This window comes from Streptomyces sp. NPDC028308 (assembly GCF_055565855.1).
In genome coordinates this window covers 35,047-59,790 of the sequence record NZ_JBVHTO010000019.1, presented here as the reverse complement: position 1 = coordinate 59,790, position 24,744 = coordinate 35,047, and the positions used below count along the sequence as shown (strand labels likewise).

Below are 24,744 nucleotides of genomic sequence, written 5' to 3'. Positions count from 1 at the left end.
ACCAGAGAGTCTAGGTCTACTTGAAGAAAGCGATCCCGTCGTCCGGCATGTCATCGGGGAGGGCCTTGGCCCAGCGCTCGACGTCCTCCGGGCTGACGACCTTCTTGAGGTGCGCCGACATGTACGGGCGGAGCTCGACGTCGGGGGTCTGCTTCTCGCCGACCCACATGAGGTCGCTCTTCACGTAGCCGTACAGGCGCTTGCCGCCGCTGTACGGGCCGGAGGCGGCCGTCCGGGCCACGGCGTCCGTGACCAGGTCGATCTGCGGCTTCTTGTCGGCCAGCTCGCCGTACCAGATCTCGACCACGCCGTCGTCGCGGGTCATGACGACCTCGACCTTGCGGCTGCCGTCGATCCGCCAGAAGCCGGACTCGCTCTCCAGCGGCCTGACCTTGTTCCCGTCGGCGTCGAGGACCCAGGTGTGCGAGTGGTACTCCAGGAAGTCGCGCCCGTCGTGGCTGAAGGAGACCTCCTGCCCGAAGTTGCACTTCTCGGAGCCGGGGAAGTCGTGGACGCCCGCGCCCGCCCAGTCGCCGAGCAGGAAGGCGAGCGGGACGAGGTCCTTGTGGAGGTCGGACGGGATCTCGATCATGAGCAGCTTTTCGTCGGGGGCGTCTGGGGCGTCGCGGAGGTCAGGGGACGGCGCGGGGTCAGCGCTGGCCCTGGTAGAGCTTCTTCACGGTCAGCCCGGCGAAGGCGAGGACGCCGACGCAGACCAGGACCAGCAGGGCTTCGAAGAATGCCTCAAGCACGGGGTGCTCCTCGATTGAGCGGGGTGGAAGTACAAGAGCCGGGTCCCAGCTTAGTGGGCGGGGACCCGGCTCTCTCTGTGAGGTCGCCCTCGGCGGGGTCAGCCCAGCAGCTGGCTCTGCAGGGTCACCGTCTGCTGGAACGGCACGGCCTCGGCGTGCCCCTTACGGGACTGCACGATCAGCGCCATGGTGTCCCCGGCGGACAGGTACGCCTGCCTGACCTGCTCCGGGCCGTACGGCTTCGTCTCGGTGTAGACCGTGCGGCGGACGTCCTCGACGCGGGCGGCTGGGGGGTAGGCGTCGTCGGTGCCGGATTCGGTGGCGCCGCGCACGGCGTACTTCGGGGCCCGGAACGCGGTGAGGCCGTCGCCCCGGTAGACGTTCTCCTCGACGGCCGCGGTGCCGAACTGCAGCAGGTAGATCCGCGTGTGCGTGCCGTCCGGCGTGGTCCAGCCGCGGGCCGCGACGTGCCGCAGACCGTTGTCGACGAGGGTCTGGGCGAACTCCTCGCGGTCCTCCTTCGAGGCGTACTCCGCCAGGAAGTCCTTGGTCGGCAGCCAGCCGTCCTCGCCCTTCAGCACCGGGTCGACCTTGGCGCCGCGGGGCGCGGGCAGCACCAGTTCGCGCAGGTCGGCGTAGTGGGCGCCGGCGAGGTTCTCCTCCGCGAACGGCCGCGGGCTGCCCTGCGGCAGCGGCGGACGGGTCAGCCGCGGGTAGTCCCAGCGGCCGTCCGACTCGGTCGCGAGACCGGGCACGTCGGTGCGCTCCATCCGCGTGATGCCGTACGCCGTGGAGGCGCCGAGCGCGGCGAAGACGGTGACGGCGGCGGTCCAGCGCAGGACGGCCCGCAGCACCCTGCGGTCCTTCTTGACGGCCGGCGCGGGGGACGGTTGCCCCTCCGCGTACGCGGCGGGCGGGAGCCCGGGCATCGGCGGAGCGGCGAGAGGCGCGGGCTGCGGCGCGGGCGCCTCGACGGCCGGCGTCCCCGTCGCCCCGGCCGGCGTGGGCTCCCCGGTCGCGGGGGCCTGCCGTACGGTCGTCTCCGTGCCGAAGACCTGCTGCTCGGTCATACCGCCTCCCCCGGGTCGCTGACGAGGTCGAGCTGCTTGCGGAGCAGTTCGGCCACGCCCTTCTTGTCCAGCGACTTGGTACCGGTCGCCGTGGCGCTGATCAGGATGTCGCCCTCGTAGGCGGAGCAGACCATCATGTCGAGCTTCTCGTCCGCGTCGGTGGGCGGCAGGAAGCATTGGGCGTTCTTGTGGCCCTCGATCTTCGGTCCCTTGCGGAAGACGTGCAGGGCGTCGAAGAAGTCCTGCTGGGCGGTGGCGACGGAGCGCACGGCGCCCCTGCTGCCCATCTGCGACAGCACGACGTCGACGACGAAAAGCTTGTCGCCGTCGAACGAGGACCCGGGGCTCGCGGTGCCGAGGTAGCTGCGCATCGCCATGCCCTTGATGCGCTGCCGGTCGATCTCCCGCTCCAACTGCCGGCGCTGGGAGCGCGGTAGGCCCTTGATCGACTCCTTGCGCAGCTCGGTGGCCTGGCGGCCGCTCAGCTCGGCGTCCGAACCGAACTCGCCCATGTCGGGGCCGCGCCCGTAGCCGCTGCTTTCGCCGTAGGGCAGGAGCAGGCTGCCGAGGCCGGTCTTGTGGGCCTCGGCGGGCTTCTCGTCCGTCACCGCCTTCGGGAACCGCCACGCCGGCCGGCCGGCATCGCGGTCGGCGTCCTGCACGGTCACGACGGTGTACCCGGTGCCGCCCAGGACCGCGAGCAGCAGGACACCGGCACCGGCGAGCGCGGCGATACGACCGCGCCGCCGGGGCGTGCGGGGTGCCGGCTGCGCGTCCGGGGCGGGCTCCGCCGCACCGGGCGCGGCGGCGTCGACAGGCGCGCCGGCCTCGGTTTGCTCGGCGTCCGGTGTGGGGGCCTCTGCCACCGCGGCGTCCGGTGCGGCTGCCTCGGGTGCCGGGACCGGTGCGGGTGACGCCTGTTCCGCCGGAGCCGGGGGGACCGCGGGAGCGGGGGCCGGTGCGGCGTTCGCGGGCTGTACGGGCTCCTCGGGCCCGTTCCGGTCGTCGGTCACAGCCGCTCCATCTGCCGCTTGGCCAGGTCCATGATCTTCTTCTTGGGGATCGGCTTCGTGTCGTAGATGTAGATCTCCAGCGCCACGTCGCCACGCCAGGCGTGCGCCTCGGCCGAGTACATGGGTACGTAGCCGGGCTCGGTCTCGGGCTTGGTGTCGACGTAGACCTCGCCGTCGCCGGTGCCGGGGATGGGCCAGCTGTCGGCGCCGCTCTTGCGGCCCGCCCAGTAGTGGCCGTTGTCGGCGGAGCCGAGGGCCTCGGGGGCCTCCTCCTGGCGGAACTGCACGAGTCGGACCTCGACGAAGCGGCTGGAGTCCTCGCGCCAGCCGACGACGGCGGCGCGGCGGAACTCGTCCTCGTAGGACCGCTCGAAGGCCACCTCGGGCTTCTCGAAATTCTCCGCGTAGCCGGCCAGGCTCATCCAGCTGTCGTCGCCGTGTTCGCCCAGCGGGTCCCGCGCCCCCTTCGGCCGCTTCACCAGCAGCTTGCGCAGGTCGCCCTCGGTCTTGACCCGGCGGTCCTGCGCGGCGGACAGGGGCTCGACCTCGCCCTTGGCCTGCGCGATCTTCGGCTGCGAGAGCGAGGGGAGGGCGGTGGGCTCGCGGTCCGCCTGCACCAGGTAGCCGGCGCAGGTGCCCGCGACGACACCGAGGACGGCGGCGGCGGCGATGAGCAGGGTGGTGCGTCCGCGCCGCCGGGGGCGCGGGCCGGGCGTGACGGCACCGGCCTCGCCGGGCGCGGCGGGCCCGTCCGCCGGGGCCGCCGCGACGGGCGGGACCTCGTCGGAGGGCACGGCGCCGGGCGCGTGCGGCTGCGGCTGCGGCTGCGGCTGCGGCTGCGGTGAAGGTTCCGGTGTCTGGCCGGGTCTTTCCGGCACTCCGGATTCCTCAGGTGATCGGGGTTCTTCCAAGACGTCCCCCCACAGAACGTGAAGCACGGATTCCGTATCCGCGCGCACAGGAGACCCATGGCTGATGCATGGAGTTGTACGGAACTTGATCACGATTCGGACTACGATTCGGCCATGGCGAAAAAGCTCGTGATCAAGGTGACCGCGGGGGCCGACGCCCCCGAACGCTGCTCCCAGGCGTTCACGGTCGCGGCGGTGGCCGTGGCCAGCGGCGTCGACGTGTCCCTGTGGCTGACCGGTGAGTCCGCGTGGTTCGCCCTGCCGGGCCGGGCCGCGGAGTTCGAGCTCCCGCACGCGGCCCCGCTGCCCGAGCTGATCCACTCGATCATGTCGGCCGGCCGCATCACGCTGTGCACGCAGTGCGCGGCCCGCCGGGACATCGCGGAGAAGGACGTCATCGAGGGCGTGCGCATCGCGGGCGCCCAGGTGTTCGTGCAGGAGGCGATGGCCGACGGGACGCAGGCGCTCGTCTACTGAGACACCCCCGGGGGGCCGGGCCGTGTCCGGCCTACGGCTGCCGGCGGCGCTTCCCGTCGAGTTCGTCCCACCACTCGTCGGACGTGGCGTCGCCCGAGGGGTCGTCCCACCAGCGGTCCTCGGGCCCGCGCCGGTTGGCCACCATCGCGGCCACCGGCGGGATCACCATCGCGACCACGCACATGCCGACGGCCACGGGAACGGACCAGAGCCGGACGACTCCCCAGGCCAGGACGAACAGGCCGATGCACGTCGCCATGAGGGCGAAGTAGGCGTGCCGCCGTCGCGCGTACATACGTCCAGCGTAGGACGGGAACAGCCGAAGGGCCGCACCCCGAGCGTCCAACCCTGGGGTGCGGCCCTCCGGCCGTTCATGTGGTCTCGTCAGACGGCGATCGCGACCTCGGCGAGGCCACCCGTCTGCGCGACGACCGTGCGGTCCGCGGTGCCGCCGGGGACCAGCGCCCGGACGGTCCAGGTGCCCTCGGCCGCGTAGAAGCGGAACTGTCCGGTCGCCGAGGTCGGGACCTCGGCGGTGAACTCGCCCGTCGAGTCCAGGAGCCGGACGTAACCGGTGACGGGCTCGCCGTCGCGGGTCACCTGGCCCTGGATGGTGGTCTCACCGGGCTTGATCGTCGAGGCGTCGGGGCCGCCGGCCTTCGCTCCACACATATGTTCTGTCCTTCGGGTGATGAGAGGGGTCGCGGAGGCCGCGGGTTACTTGTTGGCGCCGAGCTCGATCGGCACGCCGACCAGGGAGCCGTACTCGGTCCAGGAGCCGTCGTAGTTCTTGACGTTCTCGACACCGAGCAGCTCGTGCAGCACGAACCAGGTCAGCGCGGAGCGCTCGCCGATGCGGCAGTACGCGATGGTGTCCTTGGCGAGGTCGACCTGCTCGGCGGCGTAGAGCTCCTTGAGCTCCTCGTCCGACTTGAAGGTGCCGTCGTCGTTGGCGTTCTTCGACCACGGGATGTTGCGGGCGCTCGGGACGTGGCCCGGACGCTGGGACTGCTCCTGCGGCAGGTGGGCCGGGGCGAGCAGCTTGCCGGAGAACTCGTCGGGCGAGCGCACGTCGACCAGGTTCTGCGAGCCGATCGCGGCGACGACGTCGTCACGGAAGGCGCGGATCGCGGTGTTCTGCGGCTTGGCCTTGTACTGCGTCGTCGGCCGGCTCGGGACCTCGTCGACCAGGTCACGGGAGTCGAGCTCCCACTTCTTGCGGCCGCCGTCGAGCAGCTTCACGTTCTCGTGGCCGTAGAGCTTGAAGTACCAGTAGGCGTACGAGGCGAACCAGTTGTTGTTGCCGCCGTAGAGGACCACCAGCGTGTCGTTGGCGATGCCCTTCTCCGACAGGAGCTTCTCGAAGCCCTCCTGGTCGACGAAGTCACGGCGGACCGGGTCCTGGAGGTCCTTGGTCCAGTCGATCCGGATCGCGTTGCGGATGTGGTTCTTCTCGTACGCGGACGTGTCCTCGTCGACCTCGACGACGGCCACGTTCGGGTCGTCCAGGTGCTCCTGGACCCAGTCGGCGTCTACCAGGACGTCGCTGCGGCTCATGCTCGTTCTCCTCCGGGGCAGTTGCGGCGGGGCTGTGCGGTGGGGCGGCGTGCGCGGTACACGGTCACGACAGCGGTGGCGTACGCGGCGCACGAGGGGCCCTGACGGGGATGGCCGAGGGCCGGGAATGCGGAAGTACGCGGACTTCCGCTCAGAAGGTGCGACAGAGCATGGCGGCGACGCGGCACAGGTCTACTGCCCGCCGCTTCGTGAGATCCGCCTGTCGCTTCATGACTGCGATCGTAGGGACGGACGGGCGCGGATGTCACCGGTGTGTCGCATTATGAGACGCGATCGTCCGTGATGTGGGATGCGGAGCCCTGCCGCGTCCGTGTCGCCCCCATTTCCCGGGCCCGCGGCGGCCGTCCCCGCTGCCGGCCGGACCGGGCATCTCGCTCTTCGGACACCAGTCCGAACGCGCCACGGGACGGAGTGCCGTGCCCCTCCCGGGCGCCCGGCTGGCCTAGCCGACGAGCCGGACGTTCGAGCCCTTCACCTTGATGTCGACGCCGTTCTCGGCGGCCTCGACCTTGTCCAGCTCGACGCCGCCGGGGAGTTCGTCGATCTTCTGCTGGAAGTCGGTTATGGCGCGGATCTTGCCCTCGGCGAGTTCGACGCCGAGCTTGGGCAGCGAGTCGGCGTGCACCCGCACCTTGTCGCCCGACACGCTGACCGAGCTGAGCACGGCGACCGGCTGGGGCAGCTTGGCGCCGAGGACGGTCGCCTCGACCTTGACCTTGATCTTGCCGTTCCCGCCGTCCGAGAGCCCGACGACCTTGGCGGTGACCCCGGGAGCGACCTGCACCGGCTCCGACTTGGCGGCCTTCAGCAGCTCGTCGTAGGCGATGGTGGCGGTGCCGGTGGCGCTGTCGGCGGTGGCCGAGCTGTAGTCGCCGCTGAACTCGACGCCGTGCATCTCGGCGTTCAGGTCGTCGATGCGGATCGAGTCGCCCGCGGCGCCCGTGCCGTCGGTCGAGGCCTGGTAGTTCTTGATGCCGATCTCGACGTCGTCCAGTTCGCCGCCCGCGACCTGGGTCAGGAACGGGAAGCCCTTGATGGACACGTCGGGGGTCTCGGCCAGGCTCTCACTGCTCTTGATCCGGTCGGCCGCCTCGTCCTCGGCGAAACCGACCGCGACACGGTCCGCGATCACGAAGAGACCGCCCAGGATCACGGCGACGATCAGAAGTATTCGCAGTGCGCGCATGCTCGGTGTTCCCCCAGTCGGCGGCCGGCCGACGACCTGGCCGGCCGTCCAGCGTGAGCCTAATCCCGCGGGGCCCCGGATCGGAGGGCCCCGCGGAGTTGTCGATCAGCTGTGACGAACGCCCCTACTGGCCGAGGGCGCGGCCCAGCAGGTAGACCGCCGGGGCCGCCGCGGTGAGCGGGAGCGCCACACCGGCCGTCATGTGGACGAAGCGGGACGGATAGTCGTACGAGGCGACCCGGTGGCCGATGAGCGCGCAGACACCCGCGCCGAGGCCGAGGAACGCGCCCCCGGTGCCCAGGTGCGTCAGTCCGCCCACCGCGATGCCCGCACCGGCGGCGGCCAGCAGCGCCACGACCACCGAGGCGGCCGTGGGCAGCGGCAGGGCGCGGGCCAGGACCGCGACGGCGACCGAGGCGGCGCCGACGGTCACGGCGTCCGGCTCGGCGGCGAGATGGCCGGTCGCGACGATCGCCAGAGCGGCCGAGACGACCGTCGCCATCAGCCCGTACATCCGGGTGTCCGGGTCGGCGTGGCTGCGCAGCTGGAGCACGAGGGTGAGCAGCACCCAGACCCCGAGCGTGCCGAGGATCGCAGCGGGCGCGTTCTCCCGCCCTGCCGCGAACAGGGCGGCGTCCGCGGCCAGCGCACCGGCGAACGCCAGCGCGATGCCCTGCCGGGCCGGCCACATGCCGTTCAGCCGGAACCAGCCGGCCGCGGTGACCGCCTGGAGCAGCACCAGCGGGACGGCGAGCGCGTACTGCCCGACCGCCGCGCCCCCGGCCAGCAGCAGCCCGAGCAGGGCGGTCAGGGCGGCGGGCTGCATCCCCGGCTCGATGATCGGCGATCGGCCCTCGGCCCTGGCCCGCTGGGCGTCGGTGATGCGGGCGTTGCCGGTGACGGTCGGCGGCCCGTAGCCGGGGGCGTCCTCACCGGCGGCCGGCACGGCCGCGCCGACGGGCGGGACCGGTGCGGCCGGGGCGGCCGCGGCCGGCTCCTGGTGGGCGGGACCGTAGCCGGACCCGGCGGACCCGTACCCGGGCCCGTCGGAACCGGTCCACTGGGCGCCGGGGTCCGCGGCGCCGGTCCAGCGGCCGTCGGAGGGGGCCCCGCCGTTCCACCGCTCACCGGGGTCGCCCGCGTCGCTCCACGCGCCGGCCGGGGCCTCGGGCGGCAGCGGCTGCCCGGCCGTGCCGTACGGGGACGGCACGGCGTACCCCTGCGGCGGCAGGTAGGCGGTGTCCGCGGCGGCGTGGGGCTGCGTCTGGGTCTCCCAGGTCTGGCCCTCCCACTGCTGCGTGTACTGGTGGGACTGCTGCGCCTCGTCGTACCCCTGCTGCCCGGGCCAGCCGGACTGCTGCGGGGCCGGAGGCTGCTGCTGAGCCTGCTGGTACGGGTCGTACCCCTCGTACGGGGGTTCGTACGGCTCGTAGGGCTGGTTGCTCATGCTCTCGGTCACCCTCCTGCGAACGGCGGGAGCACCTCGACCGTGCCGCCCTCGGCCAGCCGTACCGTCTCATGTGCGCGGGTGCCCACCGGGTCACCGTCGATGAGGAACGAGCACCGCTTCAGGACCCGGACGAGTTCGCCGGGGTGTCGCTCGCGTGCCGCGTCGAGCGCCTCGGCGAGCGTGCCCGCCTCGTACGGCTCCTCGGCGACGCCGGCCGCGGCCTTGGCGGCGGCCCAGTACCGCACCGTGCCCTTTGCCATCTGGTTCCTCGATCAGTGATGAAGTCGGCGCCGGCGTCGTCGATGACACCGGCACCGCCAGGCTAGCCCGCGTGCCGCGCGACCCAGCGCCCGATACGGGCCAGCAGCTCGTCCCCGGCCGCGTTCTCGGCGTGGCCCATCCCGTGCTCCAGCCACAGTTCGGCGTTGTCTCCGGCCGCCTCGGCCAGCATCTTGGGGTGGTCGACGGGGAAGTAGCCGTCTCGGTCGCCGTGCACGATCAGCAGCGGGGTGGGGGCGATCCGCGGGACCGACTCGACCGGGGACGGCGGCACCGGGTCCCACTCGCGGTGGTGGATGCGGGTGCGCAGTCCCACGCGGCCGACGACCCGGCCCACCGGGCGGGTTACCAGCCAGTGCAGGCGCCGCATAGGGGCCGTACCGCGGTAATACCAGCGAGCCGGGGCACTCACCGCCACCACGGCGTCGACGCGCGCCTCCGTGCGCCCCTCGTGCTGCGGAACCGCCGCGGCCTCGTCCGCCCCGGCATGGCGCAGGACCACCGAGCCGCCCATCGAGAAGCCGACGGTGGCGACCCTGGTGTGCCCGAGTTCACGTGCCCACGCCACCGCCGCCGCGAGATCGAGGACCTCGCGGTCGCCGACCGTGGAGCGGCCGCCGGAGGCCCCGTGGCCTCGGAAGGAGAACGTCACGACGGCCGCGTGACCGGCGAGGACGTCCGCCGCGCGGCGCAGGTGCGGGCGTTCCAGATCGCCCGTGAAACCGTGCGCGACGACGATGACCAGCTCGTCGGAGGTCCCCCTTCCGGGGGTGTACGCCGCGTCGATGCTGACGCCGTCGGAGGTGCGCAGAAACCTGCGCAAAGGGGTGCGGGCGCCTGTCTCACCTGGTGGAATTCTGTGAGATCGCGTCACACGACCTGCCGTACCTGAGCTCATGTGGGCTATTCTGCTGGGCAGAGGACTCGGGCAGAGAAGCCCCCGGGTCCTTTTGTGCTTTCCGAAGCGTTGTATACGAAGCCGGTATACGAAAGCGTTTCGGATCCGGTGCAGCGGATTCCTGGGCGCGGGATCCGCATCGCAGTACGAAGCAGTGCCGCAGACTCCCCCACCGCCCCCAAGGCGTGGGAGGTGCCCCCATCAGGGACCGAGGAGGAACCAGACGTATGGGCGAGCGAACCGTGCACGAACGTAGGACGACCCAGGCAGGTGGGGCGCGATGAGTTCTCTGCTGCTCCTGACCAACGCCCTTCAGCCGTCGACGGAGGTGCTTCCCGCTCTCGGCCTGCTCCTGCACACCGTGCGCGTGGCTCCGGCGGAAGGGCCCGCGCTGGTCGACACCCCGGGTGCCGACGTCATCCTCATCGACGGGCGCCGCGACCTCCCGCAGGTCCGCAGCCTGTGCCAGCTGCTGCGGTCCACCGGGCCCGGCTGTCCGCTGATCCTCGTCGTGACCGAGGGCGGCCTCGCGGCCGTCACCGCCGACTGGGGCATCGACGACGTCCTCCTCGACACCGCGGGACCGGCCGAGGTCGAGGCACGGCTGCGGCTGGCCATGGGCCGCCAGCAGATCGTCAACGACGACTCCCCCATGGAGATCCGCAACGGCGACCTCTCCGTGGACGAGGCGACGTACAGCGCCAAGCTCAAGGGCCGGGTCCTGGACCTGACCTTCAAGGAGTTCGAGCTCCTGAAGTACCTCGCGCAGCACCCGGGCCGCGTCTTCACCCGTGCCCAGCTGCTCCAGGAGGTCTGGGGCTACGACTACTTCGGCGGCACCCGCACGGTCGACGTCCACGTCCGGCGGCTGCGCGCGAAGCTCGGTCCCGAGCACGAGTCGCTGATCGGCACCGTCCGGAACGTCGGCTACCGGTTCGTCACCCCGGAGAAGGCCGACCGGACCGCCGCGAGCCCTTCCCGGCCGGGCGCGGCCGAGAGCGAGCAGAAGGCCGGGCCAAAGCCGGACGAGGCGGACGAGACGGCTCACCTCGACGCCGTGGCCGCCCCCGAGGTCGCGGCGGCGGCGCAGGAAGCGGCCGTACGCCCTGCCCAGAGGTAGGTCCATCCGCGTAGACTCCGCCCGTGGCCAAGGTGACTCGGGATGACGTGGCACGACTGGCGGGTACCTCCACCGCCGTCGTCAGCTATGTCATCAACAACGGACCCCGGCCGGTCGCCCCGGCCACGCGCGAGCGTGTCCTCGCCGCGATCAAGGAGCTGGCGTACCGCCCGGACCGGGTCGCCCAGGCCATGGCCTCGCGCAAGACCGAGCTCATAGGCCTGATCGTCCCGGACGCGCGCCAGCCGTTCTTCGGGGAGATGGCGCACGCGGTCGAGCAGGCCGCCGCCGAGCGCGGAAAGATGGTGCTCGTCGGCAACTCGGACTACATCGCCGAGCGCGAGGTCCACTATCTGCGGGCCTTCCTCGGCATGCGGGTCTCCGGGCTGATCCTCGTGAGCCACGCCCTGAACGACAACGCCGCCGCGGAGATCGAGGCCTGGGACGCCCGGGTGGTCCTGCTGCACGAGAAGCCCGAGGCCATCGACGACGTCGCCGTCGTCACGGACGACACGGGCGGCGCCCAGCTCGCCACCCGCCACCTGCTGGAGCACGGCTACGAGTACGTCGCCTGTCTGGGCGGTACGGCCGAGACGCCCGCGGTGGGCGACCCCGTCTCCGACCACGTCGAGGGCTGGCGGCGCGCGATGCAGGAGGCCGGCATCCCCACCGAGGGCCGCCTCTTCGAAGCCCCGTACAACCGCTACGACGCCTACCAGGTGGGCCTCGAGCTGCTGGCCGGGCCCGACCGTCCGCCGGCCATCTTCTGCTCCACCGACGACCAGGCGATCGGCGTGCTGCGGGCCGCCCGCGAGCTGCGCATCGACGTCCCCGGCGAGCTGGCCGTGGCCGGCTTCGACGACGTCAAGGAGGCGGCGCTCACCGACCCGCCCCTGACGACCATCGCCTCCGACCGCTCCGCGATGGCCCGCGCCGCCGTCGACCTCGTCCTGGACGACGGTCTGCGGGTGGCCGGATCGCGGCGGGAGCGGCTGAAGCAGTTCCCGTCCCGGCTGGTCGTACGACGGTCCTGCGGCTGCGAGTAGAAGCGGGGACCCGCGGGGCCGGTCACGGCCGTCCGCGGATCCCCGGGTACTCCTAGAACAGCAGGTTGTACTGGTTGAATCCGGTGCCCAGGCTGATCCGCGTGCCGAACAGGCCGCTGGACGCCTTGTTGGTGCCCGGGTAGAGCCAGAGCGTGCCGCCGGAGTCTCGGGCCATGACGTCGGCGACGCCGTCGCCCGTCACGTCGCCGTTCGCCACGTACGAGGTGAAGTTCCAGCCGGTACGGGCCTGGATCCGCGCGGACCACGGGGTGTGCTCCTGCTGGGTGCCCCGGTAGAGGTACAGGACGCCCGAGCTGTTGCGGACCAGCAGGTCGGCCCGGCCGTCGCCGGACAGGTCGCCGTGACCGAAGATCTTCACGTTCTTCCAGGCCCGGTCGACGACCTTGACGCGGGGGTAGAACTGGCCGGTGCCCTTGCCCGGGTACAGGTAGACCGAGCCGTCGGCGTCCACCGCGACCAGGTCGGGGCGGGCGTCACCGGTCATGTCGCCGGGGACCGCGTACGACTTGTAGCCGCCCCACACCGAGCTGATCTGCATCCAGGTGTACTCGCCGGAGGCGTGGTCCAGGTACTCGCGGTAGATCTTGCCGTCGGTCTTGTCGCGGACGATCCAGTCCTGGAAGAAGTCGCGGTCCAGGTCGGCCTGAAGGCCCCAGCTGATGCTCTCCCAGCCGCCGCCCAGGTACTTCCGCTGCGCGAGCGAGGTGCCCTTGCTGTCCTGCTCGAAGAGGCCGCCGGAGGGCGTGCGGGCCAGCAGGTCGGCGCGCCCGTCGAACGACTCGTCCGTGTCGTCGATGCGCGGCTGGGCCGCCCAGGTGTACGACGAGACCTTGGTGAACACCGGGTAGGCGCCCTCGGCGGTGCAGCCGGCGACACCCCACGAGACGATGCCGACGATCTTGCCGCCCAACACCACCGGGCCGCCGGAGTCACCGTTGCAGGGGCTCTTGGTGCCCTCGTCCGTGCCCGTCGCCGGGGTGCCCGCGCAGAACATGGAGCCCTCGACGAAGTCGTCCTCGCCGAGCACCGAGCGCATCGCGGAGTCGCAGGTGGCGTCGGCGACCATCGGCAGGTTCACCTTGCGCAGCGTCGCCGACAGGTCGGCGTCGGCGGCACCGGAGGTCAGGCCCCAGCCGTAGACCGTGGCCTCCTGCCCCGGGGTGTACCAGGGCGTGTCGTTGGCCGCCGCCAGGCGCATCCAGGGCTGCTCCAGCGGCCGGTCGAGGGTGAGCACCGCGATGTCGTTCTGGATGGTGTCGGGGTTGTAGCGCGGGTGGTTCCACTGGCGCCAGACCCCCGCGACGGTGCCGGTCGTGTCGTCGAGGAGACCGGCGGTGCCGGCTACCACGGCGCCGTTGCCGACCCAGTCGAGGCCCGCGACGCAGTGCGCGGCGGTGAGGACCTTGTTCGGGGCGACCAGGGTGCCGCCGCAGAAGTAGCCGTCGCCGGTGGCCGGGTCGTAGTAGGAGAGCTGGACCATCCACGGCGCGGACGAGATGCCGGTCGTGCTGCCGCCGATGATGAACGGGGTCTTCCGGGGCGTCTTCTCCGGGGTCGCCTGGTCCTGGACGGCCTTCAGGTAGCGGGCGCGCAGCTCCGCGTCGGAAGCCACCGGCGCGGGGGCCGCGGGCTGGGCGAGGCCCGCTTCGGGCAGTCCGGGCGGGGCGTCGGCGGCGGTGGCGGGCTGCGCCGCGAGGACGCCGGCGCAGCTCAGCGCCAGCGCGAGTGCGGCCGCGGGAAACGCCGTGGCGGGGCGTCTCAGACGGGCGCGCAGGGCACGTATCACTCAGGGCTCCTGGGTGGGTGTCGCCCGGGCCCTTCGAGACGTACGGGGCCCGGAAAAGGACTGACGGGACCCGAGAAGGGCGTACGACGCACCCGGCCCGGACCGCGCGTGGCGATCGGGCGAAACCGCGGAGCCCCCCTCCGGCGCGGTGATCGTAGGCCGCGCGCACCACCGGGCACACGGGCCGCACGGCGGGCAGACAAGTATTCGTCCGGCGCGTCCCGTGCCATCACGCCCACGCAACCCGCCGTTTCCCCGGGCGTCTTTATATCGGGCATACGAGGTTCTGTCGGGCTTCTCAGCGGCCCCTCAGGGAGCTCTCATGATGGGGCGCGAGTCTGCTTTCCATGACCGAGAGCTTCCGCCGCAGCGGCGAGTACGAGCACCCCCAGCGGGGCGACCAGTCCGGGTACGTCCAGGGCGACCAGCAGCCCGCGTACCCCCGGCAGCAGCACGCCTCCTCCCCCGTCGACCCCGAGTGGCCGCCCCCGCCGGCCTACGAGCCCGGCACTCCGGTCGCCGTCGCGCCGGGCACCACGGTGTGGCCGGGCGCGGGCCACCAGAGCGGCGGCCACGGCGACGGCGGCGCCTTCGGCGGGCACGGCAACCCCCCGCCCTCCCCGCCGGTCCCCGGTGCCGGGCCCGCCCCGGCCCCCGGACGGCGGGCCCGGGGTCCGCTGGGCCTGCTCGCCGCCGTGGCGATCGCGGCGGCGGCCGTGGGCGGCGGCACCGCGTACGCCTTCCAGGAGCTGACCGGCCCGGACACCGTGGCGACCAGCCCGAGCACCAACGTGGTCCCCGCCGCCAAGAAGGGCACCGTCGCCGGGGTGGCCTCGGCGGTCAGCCCGAGCATCGTGGAGATCAGCGCCACCTCGAACGCGGGCCGGTCCACCGGCTCGGGCGTGATCATCACCTCCGGCGGTGAGATCGTCACCAACAACCACGTCATCTCCGGCGCGTCCTCGATCAAGGTGACGACGAGCAAGGGCAAGACCTACACCGCGAAGGTCGTCGGCACCGACAGCAAGAAGGACCTGGCGCTGATCGAGCTGGAGCACGCCCCGTCCGGCCTGAAGGCGGCGAGCCTCGGCGACTCCTCCGCCGTCCAGGTCGGCGACCAGGTCGTCGCGATCGGCTCCCCCGAGGGCCTGACCGGCACCGTCACCAGCGGCATCGTCTCCGCGCTCGACCGCGACGTAACCGTCTCCACGGACGAGAGCCAGGGACAGCAGGGCGGCGGCAGCGGCCAGTGGCCCTTCGAGTACGGCGGCCGGGAGTTCAACGGCGACACCGGCTCCTCCACGACGACGTACAAGGCGCTCCAGACGGACGCCTCGCTGAACCCGGGCAACTCCGGCGGCGCGCTGATCGACATGAACGGCAACATCATCGGCATCAACTCCGCCATGTACTCGGCCGCCTCGGACTCCTCGTCCGGCTCGTCGGACGCCGGCAGCGTCGGCCTCGGCTTCGCCATCCCGGTCAACACCGTCAAGGCCGACCTGGACACCCTTCGTGCCGGCGGCTCGGACAGCTGAGCCGCCCCCGTCCGGGGACCGGCCACCTCAGGAGGTCGACATGATCACGCGTGCTCCGTTCCGGCAGGTCGTCCACTCCTCGGCGGGCGGTGACCCGGCCGGCCTGGGCCTGGCCCTCGCCGTCGCCCGAGAACTCCATCCGCCCCTCGCGCGGGCCCCCGAGGTGGCCGCGGCCGCCGCCCGGCCCGTCCGCGCGAACCGCACCCGCCGCCGTACCGCCCCGCGGGCCTGACCGGCAGCCGCGGCGCCGCGCGGGCCCGCCCCCGCCGACGTGCCGGGCGGCTGCACGCGCCGCCCGGTCCTCGCACCCGGCCGGCCCTGCGGAAGCGGCCGCCGACGTGCGAGGCTGAAAGTCCCCGCACCCGCCGTCCCATCGCACCCGAGGAACAGAACGCCGATGAGCCCCGCCGAAGGCGACCGTGAACCCCAGCGCATCCTGATCGTCGACGACGAGCCCGCGGTGCGCGAGGCGCTCCAGCGCAGCCTCGCCTTCGAGGGGTACGGCACCGAGGTCGCCGTGGACGGCGCGGACGCCCTGGAGAAGGCCATCGCCTACCAGCCCGACCTGGTCGTCCTCGACATCCAGATGCCCCGGATGGACGGCCTGACGGCGGCCCGCCGGATGCGCGGCGCGGGCACGACCACGCCGATCCTCATGCTCACCGCCCGCGACACCGTCGGCGACCGCGTCACCGGACTCGACGCGGGCGCCGACGACTACCTCGTCAAGCCCTTCGAGCTCGACGAGCTCTTCGCCCGCATCCGGGCACTGCTGCGCCGCAGCTCGTACGCGGCCACGGCGATCGGCACCCCGGAGGACGACGCGCTCACCTTCGCCGACCTGCGCATGGACCTGGCGACGCGCGAGGTCACCCGGGGCGGACGGCAGGTCGAGCTGACCCGCACGGAGTTCACGCTCCTGGAGATGTTCCTCGCCCACCCGCGCCAGGTCCTCACCCGCGAGCAGATCCTCAAGGCCGTCTGGGGCTTCGACTTCGAGCCGAGCTCCAACTCCCTGGACGTGTACGTGATGTACCTGCGCCGCAAGACCGAGGCGGGCGGCGAGCCGCGGCTCGTCCACACGGTGCGGGGCGTGGGCTACGTACTGCGCTCGGGCGGCGCCGAGTGAACCGAGTCCTGCGCCGGTTCCGGTCCCTGCCGATCCGGTCCCGGCTCGCCCTGCTGGTCGCGGCGGCGGTGGCCTTCGGGGTGGCGGCGGTGTCGGTGACGTGCTGGTTCATCGTGCGCGGGAAGCTGTACGACGAGATCGACGAGAACCTCCACTCCGTGAACGCGCCGCTGGAGAAACTCGACGTGGCGAGCGTGGCGAGCGACTGCCCCGCGGAGCCGTCCACGACCGTGCCGGGCGGTCCGCGGGGCAGCACGTACTACAGCCAGCTGGTCAAGGCGGACGGAACGGCCTGTGTGTTCCCGCTCTCGGTCGGCTCGGTCGAGGTCACCGACGGCGACAAGGCCGTGGCGAAGGACCCCTCGCCGGGCCTGGAGAAATACCGCAACGGCACCGACAGCGAGGGCAGGCCCGTCCGGGTCATGACCGTGCCGGTGATCGTGCAGGGCCCCGGCGGCCAGGCGATGGCGCGCGACACGGCCCTGCTCGTCGCGGTCCCCCTCAAGGACACCCAGTCCACCCTCAACGAACTCGCCCTGCTCCTCCTCCTCGTCTCCGGTATCGGTGTCGTCGGTGCCGGGGCCGCCGGGCTCGCCGTGGCCCGGGCCGGGCTCAGGCCCGTCGACAAGCTGACCGAGGCCGTGGAGCACGTCGCGCGGACCGAGGACCTCGCCGTCCGCATCCCGGTGGAGGAGGACAGCGAGGACGAGATCGCCCGGCTGTCCCGCTCGTTCAACTCGATGACCGCGTCGCTGGCGAACTCCCGGGAGGTGCAGCAGCAGCTGATCGCGGACGCCGGCCACGAACTGCGCACGCCTCTCACCTCGCTCCGTACCAACATCGAACTGCTCACCCGCAGCGAGGAGACGGGCCGCGCGATCCCGCCCGCCGACCGCAAGGCGCTGCTCTCCTCCGTGACCGCGCAGATGACCGAACTGGCCGCGCTGATCGGCGATCTGCAGACCCTCTCGCGGTCGGAGTCGGCCCAGTCGGGGGACCGCGTGCAGGTGGTCGCGCTGCGGGACGTCGTGGACGCGGCGCTGCGCCGGGCCCGGCTGCGCGGGCCGGAGCTGACGATCTCGGCGGACCTCCACCCCTGGTTCGTACGGGCGGAGCCGGCCGCGCTGGAGCGGGCGATCGTCAACGTGCTCGACAACGCGGTGAAGTTCAGCCCCGGCGGCGGCACCGTCGAGGTCGCGCTCGACGGCGGCGTCCTCACCGTCCGGGACCACGGCCCCGGCATCCCCGCCGACGAACTCCCCTACGTCTTCGACCGGTTCTGGCGCTCGCCCTCGGCGCGGGCGCTGCCCGGCTCGGGCCTCGGCCTGTCCATCGTGGCCCGCACCGTCCAGCGGTGCGGCGGAGAGGTCTCGCTGACCCCGGCGGAGGGCGGCGGCACCGTCGCGACGGTGCGGCTGCCCGGCGCGCCGACACCCCCGCCGGAGACTCCCTAGGCACCGTTCGGCCCCCAACTGGGCACGCGGGGAACTGCGTTGCCGCCGCACGCGTCTCTTTGGTACGAATGATCGGCCATTGCCGAGAAAACGTGTCTGATGAACGTGACTGTCAAAGGCTTTACGGGGGCTGGAATGACAGCTTGGGACATCGATCCCGTCGGCGTGCAGGCCACGCTGACGACGACGGGCGAGGCGGGCGGGGACCTGGAGAAGGCCGCCACCTCGCTGGTGACGAACATGGCGAGCGCGGCGTCCTCGGCGGGGACGGCCGTGCCGGGAGGGCAGTTCAGCGGGCCGATGGTCGGCCCGGTGCCGGCCGGCACCCCGCGCGTACCGGTCGGCCCGGTCGCCGCCGCGCTGAGCCAGTACCTGGAGGAGCGGCAGAAGAAGCTCGCCTACATGGCGCAGCGGACCGTGAACTCCCTGAAGGGCGCGGTGGCGGCGACCAACGCCTACAACCAGGGTGACCTGGACATGGCCGCCGAGGCGCAGGCGGCGGCGCTGAAGGAACCGAAGATCGATCTGCCGGGCGCTCCCGCGGGCGGTGCCAAGTGAGCGACCAGACGGCACTGAACCCGGCGGAGATACCGAAGTTCACCGGAAATCTGGAGCAGCTGGAGAAGGACGTCTCCGCGCTGAGCACGGACGCGTTCAACCTGTGGGACGCCGGATCGCAGATCGACACCCGCTTCAAGGGGCTGTCCGCGTACTACGAGGCGCCCGAGGCGGAGAAGCTGTTCGCCACCACCGCCCCGGTGGCCAAGGCGGGCGACGAGCTGTGCACCGAGGTGGGCACGGTCGCCTCGGCGCTGAGCGCCTACGCGTCGGAGATCCGGCCCATCGTCGCCAAGTTCGAGAGCCTGCGCCATGACGCGGCGGCCTTCGCGAGCAGCATCGCGGACGACGACGACTGGCGCGAGGACGCCGACCTGGTCGACGAGAACAACGCCCGGCGCAACGAGGTCAACGCGGCCTGGGCGGCGTTCCAGGCGGCGGAGCGCACCTGCTACGGCAAGATCGTCGCCCTGATCGGCGGGGCCCCGCTCACCGTGAACGACGGGTCCAACAAAGAGGGCATGTACGGCTACCGGGCCGAGGACCTGAACAACGCCCAGGGTCTGCCCTGGGGCGACCCGGTCGAGGAGTCCACGCCCTGGTACCAGATCCACGAGCACCTGTGGGACTTCACCAAGGGCTTCTTCGTCGACGGCGTGTGGGGCACGATCAAGGGTCTCGGCACGCTCGTCGGCTTCGACGGCTGGGACGCGGCGGGCCAGGCCTGGACGGGCCTCGGCAAGCTGCTGACCGGCCTCGTCATCACCGGCATGCCGATCGTCGGCACCGCCTACTGGCTGGTTCCCGACGACAAGCTGCCGTCCTGGCTGCGGGACTCGCGCACCGCGGTCGTGGAGACCGGCAAGGCCCTGATCGCGTACGACGAGTGGGGCAAGAACCCCTCGCGCGCGGCCGGTGCCGTCACCTTCAACGTCCTCACCACGGTCTTCACCGGCGGCACGGGCACGGCCGCGAAGACCGGCGCCATCGCCAAGGCCATCTCCTTCGCCGGCAAGGCGGGCCGCATCGTCGACCCGATGACGTACGTCGCGAAGGGCGTCGGCGTCGGCATCACGCGGCTCGGCGACGTGATGGCGAGCCTCAAGGCCGTCACCAACGGCACGTACATCAAGCTCGCCGACAGCACGTTCAAGATCACCGACCAGCCGCTGAAGATGGACGACCTCCCCGCGGGCCTGACGCCCGAGAACACGGTCCGCATGGAGACGCCGAAGGGCGAGGTCGTCTTCCTCGACACCAAGACGCTGGTCATGCACAACGCCGACGGCACCGTGCGGGAGTCCCTCGCGGACATCGCGCACGAGGGCACGGCCGCCGAGCGCGCCACCTCCGAGCACGGGGCGACCCCCGGCCGGGACGGCGAGCTGGTCGGCGTCGGCGCGCACACCGCCGACACGGCCGGCACGGTCGGGCGGGGCGGCGACCCGGTCGGCACCGGCGGGACCGGCTCCCACCTGCCCGGCGGCCACGGCACCGACACGCTGCCGCCGCGCACGGGCGGCCACGGCACCGGCGGGACGGGCGGCACCGGCGGCTTCGACGGCCTGGACGACCTGGGCCGCGGCGGCGACGACGGTCTCGGCGCCGGCACGCACGCGGACGACACCGCCGGGCCCACCGGCGGCGACCACACCCCCGGCGAGCCCCAGGGCGGGCGCCCGGCGGAGGGCACCCCGCGCGAGATCATGCAGCGCCACGTCGACCTGGCCAACAACGACCCGGCGTGGTTCAAGGAGCACTACCGGTCCAACGGCTACCGCCGGTTCGCCGAGGAGGAGGTGTTCGGGCAGCGCCTGCCGACCCTGGTCCCCGACCCCGCCAACCCCGGCAAGTGGATCTCCAAGAGCGACCTGCCGCCGGCGATTCCCGCGAAGTACGTCGACACCGGTTTCCCGTCCGGCGCTCGGACGACCATCCCGTCCGACACCCTGCACCAGCTGGACAACTGGGCGCACAACCGCCAACACGCCATCACGGCCGACAACACCGCCGAGGCGAACCTCGAGGCGGCCGAGAAGGCCTACAAGGCCAACCCCACACCGGAGTTGGAGGCGGCCCGGGACGCGGCCGAGGCCGCGCACTCGCCGCTGCACGGCGACATGCTCAAGCAGAGCGAGCTGTTCGGTGAGAACGTCGCGGAGACGCACGCGATCCCCGAGCACTACCCCAACGCGACCCGCGTGGACGACGGCGCCTTCGGCAACAACCGCTTCGACCAGGTCTACCGGACGCAGGACGGCCGGTACGTCGTCGTCGAGGCGAAGGGCTCGACCACGGCCCGGCTCGGCGATCGCACGAGCCACCTCGGCAACCGGGTCCAGCAGGGCACCCGGGAGTACTTCCAGACGATCCTGCACGAGATGGAGAAGCGCGCCCAGACCTCGAACAACGTGGACGAGATGGCCCTGGCGCAGGACCTCCGCCGAGCACTCAAGAACGGCGACGTGGACTACGTGCTCGTGAAAGCCGATGCCACCAAGGCCGGAACGTACGCTGGCTATGAGATGAAGCAGTTCGATATCGGCAAGCCCGGGAGCAACTGATGCCCACACACGTGCCACGTCAAGAGTTTCCGGGCGGCGATCCCACCCGGATCATCGAAATGAGCGATCAGGGCGCGATCGAGCAGATCGAGGACCTCGAAGAGTCCCCCGAGATGTTCGGCCTGACCTTCAACAGTGTGCTGAGCACGGCGAACCTGCACTGCCTCCACGACCCCACCGCCAACACCTCCGAGACGTGGGAGGCGTGGGTCGCCGCGATGCAGGTCGGCTCCGCGCTGTTCGCGGCGGCCACCACCGACGCGGACTCCGTCGAGTGCGTCATCGCGCACAAGACGCGGACGATCCCGGCCACCGGCCCGCGGCACTTCACCGACGCGGGCAACTGGATCACCGCGTTCTGGCTGGCGGTCGTCTGCCGCGACCAGACCCGCATGACCCAGCTGGCCGGGGTGCCGATCGAGGTGCTGCGGGCGTCGGGCGCGGTCTACGACGACTACGTCTACGACTGGGTGGACGCGCTCCAGACGTACTGGACGGAGCGCCCCGGGCTCGGTGAGAAGTTCTCCGCCGCCTTCCGCGGCACCGACCCGGATGTGCTCCGGGTCGCCGACCGGGAGCTGATGCTGCAGATCCTCTACCCGCCGCTGAACCTGTTCCTGCAGTTCCTCAAGCGGGACGCGGAGCAGTTCAACGAGGGGCTGGCCCAGGCGCTGCGGCTGCACAAGGTGTACTGGACCAAGGACGAGGACCGCCGGCTGTCCACCGACGGCGCCGTCGCCCTCGGTCCGCTGGCCGTCGCCTGCCTCGCCCTCGACGTCGGCATGCCGGTCGAGGTCGAGTCCGAGTACCTGCCCAAGCACCTGCTCCAGCGCAGCTGGCTCGGGGAGTTCCCCACCTGAGGAATCCCGGGGGAACACGAGAAGGGGGCCCGCACTTCGCGGGCCCCCTTCTCCGTCGGCCCGCGAAGTGCGGGCCCGCGGAGTGTTACTTCACGACCGTGATCCGGTCCGCCTTCGGCACCGGATACGGCGCCGCGGCCGAGGAGTTGGCCGTCAGGTACGACTCGAACGCGGCCAGGTCGTCGCCGCCGACCCGCACGTTGCCGCCCTTGCCGAGCTCGGTGAAGCCGTCGCCGCCGCCCGCGAGGAAGGAGTTCATCGCGACGCGGTAGGTGGCGTTCGGGTCGATCGGGGCGCCGTTCAGACGGATCGAGTCCGCGACCACCCGGGCGGCGCCCGTCTTGGTGAGGTCCAGCGTGTAGGTGAGACCCGAGGAGATCTGGAGGACCTTCGGGGCGGCCTCGTTGGCGCCGCTGACCTGCTGCTGGAGCCCGGTGACGAGCTGCGAGCCCTTGAGGTCGACCAGGTTCACCGTGTTGGCGAACGGCTGGACGGTGTACGCCTCGCCGTACGTCACCACACCGTCGCCCTCGCCCGCGCTCGACGCGTAGGTGAGGCCGGCGCGGATGCCGCCCGGGTTCATCAGCGCGACGTCGGCCTCGGGGTCGACGGACTTGGCGTACGCGAGCTGCGCGTCGGCGATCATGTCGCCGAGCGGGGACTCGGTGCCCCCGTTCGGGATCTCACCGGCGATGTAGCCGATCGGGCGCGAGGCCACCGGGGCGGCCAGCGCCTTCCACTTCGTGATCAGGCCGGTCATGTCCGCGGCCTTCGCCACGTCACGGGTGACCACGTGGTTCGCGGACTTCACCGCGGTGCGCGCGATGTCGCCCGTCCAGCGGTCGTAGGTCAGCGTGGTGTCCGTGTAGAGGCGGCCGAAGGACGCGGCCGAGGTGACCATGCGCGGGTTGCCCGCCGGGTCCGGGATCGTGCAGGCGTAGGCCTGGTGGGTGTGGCCGGTGACCAGCGCGTCGACGGCCGGCGTGACGTTCTTCGCGATGTCGACGATCGGTCCGGAGATGCCGTCGCCGGCACCCGGGCTGTCGCAGTCGTAGTTGTACGCCGTCGAGGCGGGCGCGCCGCCTTCGTGGATCAGCGCGACGATCGAGTTGACGCCCTGCTTGCGGAGCACCTTGGCGTACTTGTTGATCGTCTCGACCTCGTCGCCGAACTTCAGGCCCTTGACGCCCTCGGCGGACACGATGTTCGGGGTGCCCTCCAGGGTCACGCCGATGAAGCCGACCTTGACGCCGTTCTTCTTCCAGACCCAGTAGGGCTTGAGGAGCGGCTTGCCGGTCTTCTCCTTGGTGACGTTCGCCGCCAGGTAGGGGAAGTCGGCGCCCGCGAACTCCTCGCTGTCGTCGTAGCAGCCGTCCTTCGGGTGGCAGCCGCCGTTCTGCAGGCGGGCCAGCTCCGCGGCGCCCTCGTCGAACTCGTGGTTGCCGACGCTCGTGACGTCCAGGTCGAGCTTGTTCAGCGCGTCGATCGTCGGCTCGTCGTGGAAGAGGCCGGAGATCAGCGGGGAGGCACCGACCATGTCACCGGCGGCGGCCGTGATCGAGTACTTGTTGCCCGCGCGGGCCTGGCGCAGGTGCGTGGCGAGGTACTCGACCCCGCCCGCGTCGATGTTCTTGGTGGTGCCGTCCTCGTTCAGGTGCGTGACCCGGCCGGAGGAGCCGGTCGGCGGCTCCAGGTTGCCGTGCAGGTCGTTGAAGGACAGCAGCTGTACGTCCTGGTAGCGGCCGCTGCCCTGGTGGTGGCGGGCGGTCGCGGTGTCCGGGCCGGCGCTCGCGGGCATCGCGGCGGCCAGCGCACCGACGGTGGCGAGGCCTGCGGCGGCGGCGAGTATGCGACGGGTGCGTCTGTGCCGGGGCGTCGGCAGCATGGTTCCCCCTGTGGGAGCGTCGTACGGCTGTGGCTTGGGCGCAGCCTAGGATCAACGCGCGTAGCGCAACAGGGGGTTCGGGTTACGGACTGATTGCCATCGGCTCACGGTTGCCCGAATCGCGCCCCGGACGAGGGGTGCGCGGTGCCGCCGGGCCACCCGTGCGCCGCCACGCCGGGACCGGCCGCGCCCGGCTCCTTGTCCGGAAATCCTCGCGCCGTACCCTCGTATCCATGACCAGCGACGACACCGCACCCGCCGCCTTCTCCCGCTCCATCGAGACCTGCGCGCAGCTCTCCCCCGAACAGGCGGGGGCCGTGCTCGACCTGCTCGCCGAGGCCGCGCGGACCGACGGCCAGCAGGCGGTGTCCGAGCAGGGGCGGCTCCAGCTGAGCGGCGGCGAGCGCGAGGGCGTACGGCACCTGCTGCTGACGGTGGGCGGGGCCCTCGTGGGATACGCGCAGTTGGAGGACACCGACCCGGTGGAGGCGCCGGCCGCCGAGCTGGTCGTGCACCCCTCCCACCGCGGACGCGGGCACGGCCGGGCGCTGGGCACGGCGCTGCTCGCGGCCTCGGGCAAGCGCCTGCGGGTGTGGGCGCACGGCGCGCACTCCGCCGCGCGGCACCTCGCGCAGGTGCTGGGGCTGACGCTGTTCCGCGAACTGCGCCAGATGCGGCGGCCGTTGATCGGTATGGAGCTGCCCGAGCCGGTGCTCCCCGCGGGGGTCACCGTCCGCACCTTCGTGCCGGGCGAGGACGACGCGGCGTGGCTCGCGGCCAACGCCGACGCCTTCGCCCACCACCCCGAGCAGGGCTCCCTCACCCAGCGGGACCTGGACGACCGGACGGCGCAGCCGTGGTTCGACCCGGCGGGCTTCTTCCTCGCCTTCCGCGACGGTGAACTGGCCGGTTTCCACTGGACGAAGGTGCACGCGCAGGAGCGGCTGGGCGAGGTGTACGTGGTCGGGGTGCGCCCCGGCGCGCAGGGCGGCGGTCTCGGCAAGGCCCTGACGGCGATCGGGCTGCGCCATCTGGCCGCGCAGGGCCTGCCGACCGCCATGCTCTACGTGGACGCGGACAACAAGGCGGCGGTGACCGTGTACGAGCGGCTCGGCTTCACGGTCCACGAGACGGACCTGATGTACCGCACGGAGTCGTGACGCCCTGAC

General features: G+C 72.0%; 25 protein-coding genes. 11 read left to right on the top strand and 14 right to left on the bottom strand.

All coding sequences use genetic code 11. The features are described from left to right. Nucleotides 1-16: 16 nt before the first annotated feature. The 4 genes from ACZ4VA_RS36600 to ACZ4VA_RS36585 all read right to left on the bottom strand — a co-directional run bounded on the left by ACZ4VA_RS36600 (nucleotide 17) and on the right by ACZ4VA_RS36585 (nucleotide 3,713). Entirely contained in the window at nucleotides 17-592 is a 576-nt protein-coding gene (locus ACZ4VA_RS36600) for a heme-binding beta-barrel domain-containing protein (protein ID WP_355792665.1), read from the bottom strand. 258 nt (nucleotides 593-850) lie between these two features. Continuing rightward, a complete protein-coding gene (locus ACZ4VA_RS36595; RefSeq protein WP_468084155.1) occupies nucleotides 851-1,822 on the bottom strand; it encodes a hypothetical protein in 972 nt (323 codons plus the stop codon). Beyond that, nucleotides 1,819-2,835 carry a hypothetical protein gene (locus ACZ4VA_RS36590; RefSeq protein ID WP_356169629.1) on the bottom strand — a complete coding sequence of 339 codons (1,017 nt, stop codon included), beginning with the start codon at nucleotides 2,833-2,835 and terminating at the stop codon, nucleotides 1,819-1,821. Before ACZ4VA_RS36590 ends, ACZ4VA_RS36595 begins: the two co-directional genes overlap by 4 nt. Beyond that, nucleotides 2,832-3,713 (bottom strand): hypothetical protein, encoded by an 882-nt coding sequence (locus ACZ4VA_RS36585; RefSeq protein WP_468084153.1) that lies wholly within the window; start codon nucleotides 3,711-3,713, stop codon nucleotides 2,832-2,834. The genes ACZ4VA_RS36590 and ACZ4VA_RS36585 overlap by 4 nt, the downstream gene beginning before the upstream one ends. A 147-nt stretch (nucleotides 3,714-3,860) precedes the next feature. Between ACZ4VA_RS36585 and ACZ4VA_RS36580 the strand changes: the two genes are divergently transcribed. Further along, nucleotides 3,861-4,223, top strand: coding sequence for a DsrE family protein (locus ACZ4VA_RS36580; protein ID WP_356169635.1), 363 nt, complete (start codon nucleotides 3,861-3,863; stop codon nucleotides 4,221-4,223). A 31-nt stretch (nucleotides 4,224-4,254) separates the two neighbouring features. Here ACZ4VA_RS36580 and ACZ4VA_RS36575 read toward each other — a convergent pair whose 3' ends face one another. The 8 genes from ACZ4VA_RS36575 to ACZ4VA_RS36540 form a co-directional block, all read right to left on the bottom strand. Continuing rightward, nucleotides 4,255-4,518: a DUF3099 domain-containing protein gene (locus ACZ4VA_RS36575; RefSeq protein WP_355779619.1), complete on the bottom strand. Its 264-nt coding sequence runs from the start codon at nucleotides 4,516-4,518 to the stop codon at nucleotides 4,255-4,257. A gap of 89 nt (nucleotides 4,519-4,607) precedes the next feature. Next, a complete protein-coding gene (locus ACZ4VA_RS36570) occupies nucleotides 4,608-4,895 on the bottom strand; it encodes a DUF1416 domain-containing protein (RefSeq protein ID WP_054232391.1) in 288 nt (95 codons plus the stop codon). 45 nt (nucleotides 4,896-4,940) lie between these two features. Next, nucleotides 4,941-5,780, bottom strand: a complete 840-nt coding sequence (locus ACZ4VA_RS36565) for a sulfurtransferase (protein ID WP_355779616.1) — start codon at nucleotides 5,778-5,780, stop codon at nucleotides 4,941-4,943. Nucleotides 5,781-5,931: 151 nt separating this feature from the next. Beyond that, nucleotides 5,932-6,012: a putative leader peptide gene (locus ACZ4VA_RS36560; protein WP_350310325.1), complete on the bottom strand. Its 81-nt coding sequence runs from the start codon at nucleotides 6,010-6,012 to the stop codon at nucleotides 5,932-5,934. Between the two features lie 231 nt (nucleotides 6,013-6,243). After that, nucleotides 6,244-6,987 carry an LmeA family phospholipid-binding protein gene (locus ACZ4VA_RS36555; RefSeq protein WP_355779614.1) on the bottom strand — a complete coding sequence of 248 codons (744 nt, stop codon included), beginning with the start codon at nucleotides 6,985-6,987 and terminating at the stop codon, nucleotides 6,244-6,246. A 124-nt stretch (nucleotides 6,988-7,111) separates the two neighbouring features. Further along, nucleotides 7,112-8,434 (bottom strand): hypothetical protein, encoded by a 1,323-nt coding sequence (locus ACZ4VA_RS36550; RefSeq protein ID WP_356242924.1) that lies wholly within the window; start codon nucleotides 8,432-8,434, stop codon nucleotides 7,112-7,114. A gap of 8 nt (nucleotides 8,435-8,442) precedes the next feature. Next, complete coding sequence (locus ACZ4VA_RS36545) at nucleotides 8,443-8,697, bottom strand: MoaD/ThiS family protein (protein ID WP_355793193.1); 255 nt, start codon at nucleotides 8,695-8,697, stop codon at nucleotides 8,443-8,445. Between the two features lie 62 nt (nucleotides 8,698-8,759). Next, a complete protein-coding gene (locus ACZ4VA_RS36540) occupies nucleotides 8,760-9,614 on the bottom strand; it encodes an alpha/beta hydrolase (RefSeq protein WP_355793195.1) in 855 nt (284 codons plus the stop codon). Nucleotides 9,615-9,894: 280 nt separating this feature from the next. Here ACZ4VA_RS36540 and ACZ4VA_RS36535 point away from each other — a divergent pair, with 280 nt between their 5' ends. Beyond that, nucleotides 9,895-10,734, top strand: coding sequence for a response regulator transcription factor (locus ACZ4VA_RS36535; protein WP_355793197.1), 840 nt, complete (start codon nucleotides 9,895-9,897; stop codon nucleotides 10,732-10,734). Between the two features lie 23 nt (nucleotides 10,735-10,757). Next, entirely contained in the window at nucleotides 10,758-11,780 is a 1,023-nt protein-coding gene (locus tag ACZ4VA_RS36530; RefSeq protein ID WP_356169643.1) for a LacI family DNA-binding transcriptional regulator, read from the top strand. 52 nt (nucleotides 11,781-11,832) lie between these two features. Here ACZ4VA_RS36530 and ACZ4VA_RS36525 read toward each other — a convergent pair whose 3' ends face one another. Continuing rightward, nucleotides 11,833-13,587, bottom strand: a complete 1,755-nt coding sequence (locus tag ACZ4VA_RS36525; protein ID WP_355793436.1) for a trypsin-like serine protease — start codon at nucleotides 13,585-13,587, stop codon at nucleotides 11,833-11,835. A 347-nt stretch (nucleotides 13,588-13,934) separates the two neighbouring features. Between ACZ4VA_RS36525 and ACZ4VA_RS36520 the strand changes: the two genes are divergently transcribed. The 7 genes from ACZ4VA_RS36520 (at nucleotide 13,935) to ACZ4VA_RS36490 (ending at nucleotide 21,690) form a co-directional block, all read left to right on the top strand. After that, entirely contained in the window at nucleotides 13,935-15,125 is a 1,191-nt protein-coding gene (locus tag ACZ4VA_RS36520; protein ID WP_356169646.1) for a S1C family serine protease, read from the top strand. A 40-nt stretch (nucleotides 15,126-15,165) separates the two neighbouring features. Continuing rightward, entirely contained in the window at nucleotides 15,166-15,357 is a 192-nt protein-coding gene (locus ACZ4VA_RS36515; RefSeq protein WP_356169649.1) for a hypothetical protein, read from the top strand. A gap of 165 nt (nucleotides 15,358-15,522) precedes the next feature. After that, entirely contained in the window at nucleotides 15,523-16,254 is a 732-nt protein-coding gene (locus tag ACZ4VA_RS36510) for a response regulator transcription factor (RefSeq protein WP_355794427.1), read from the top strand. After that, the gene (locus ACZ4VA_RS36505) at nucleotides 16,251-17,708 is read left to right on the top strand and encodes a sensor histidine kinase (RefSeq protein ID WP_388905039.1); all 1,458 of its coding nucleotides are present in this window, start codon (nucleotides 16,251-16,253) and stop codon (nucleotides 17,706-17,708) included. Before ACZ4VA_RS36510 ends, ACZ4VA_RS36505 begins: the two co-directional genes overlap by 4 nt. Before the next feature lie 135 nt (nucleotides 17,709-17,843). Continuing rightward, nucleotides 17,844-18,266, top strand: a complete 423-nt coding sequence (locus tag ACZ4VA_RS36500; RefSeq protein ID WP_356169655.1) for a DUF6507 family protein — start codon at nucleotides 17,844-17,846, stop codon at nucleotides 18,264-18,266. After that, nucleotides 18,263-20,830 carry a hypothetical protein gene (locus tag ACZ4VA_RS36495; RefSeq protein ID WP_356242911.1) on the top strand — a complete coding sequence of 856 codons (2,568 nt, stop codon included), beginning with the start codon at nucleotides 18,263-18,265 and terminating at the stop codon, nucleotides 20,828-20,830. Before ACZ4VA_RS36500 ends, ACZ4VA_RS36495 begins: the two co-directional genes overlap by 4 nt. 59 nt (nucleotides 20,831-20,889) lie before the next feature. Then, nucleotides 20,890-21,690, top strand: a complete 801-nt coding sequence (locus ACZ4VA_RS36490) for an immunity 49 family protein (protein WP_468084146.1) — start codon at nucleotides 20,890-20,892, stop codon at nucleotides 21,688-21,690. An 85-nt stretch (nucleotides 21,691-21,775) separates the two neighbouring features. On the opposite strand, the gene ACZ4VA_RS36485 is transcribed toward ACZ4VA_RS36490, so the two are convergent. Then, the gene (locus ACZ4VA_RS36485; protein WP_356242905.1) at nucleotides 21,776-23,575 is read right to left on the bottom strand and encodes a bifunctional metallophosphatase/5'-nucleotidase; all 1,800 of its coding nucleotides are present in this window, start codon (nucleotides 23,573-23,575) and stop codon (nucleotides 21,776-21,778) included. Between the two features lie 233 nt (nucleotides 23,576-23,808). Here ACZ4VA_RS36485 and mshD point away from each other — a divergent pair, with 233 nt between their 5' ends. Further along, nucleotides 23,809-24,735, top strand: coding sequence for a mycothiol synthase (mshD, locus tag ACZ4VA_RS36480; protein WP_468084144.1), 927 nt, complete (start codon nucleotides 23,809-23,811; stop codon nucleotides 24,733-24,735). Nucleotides 24,736-24,744 lie beyond the last annotated feature (9 nt).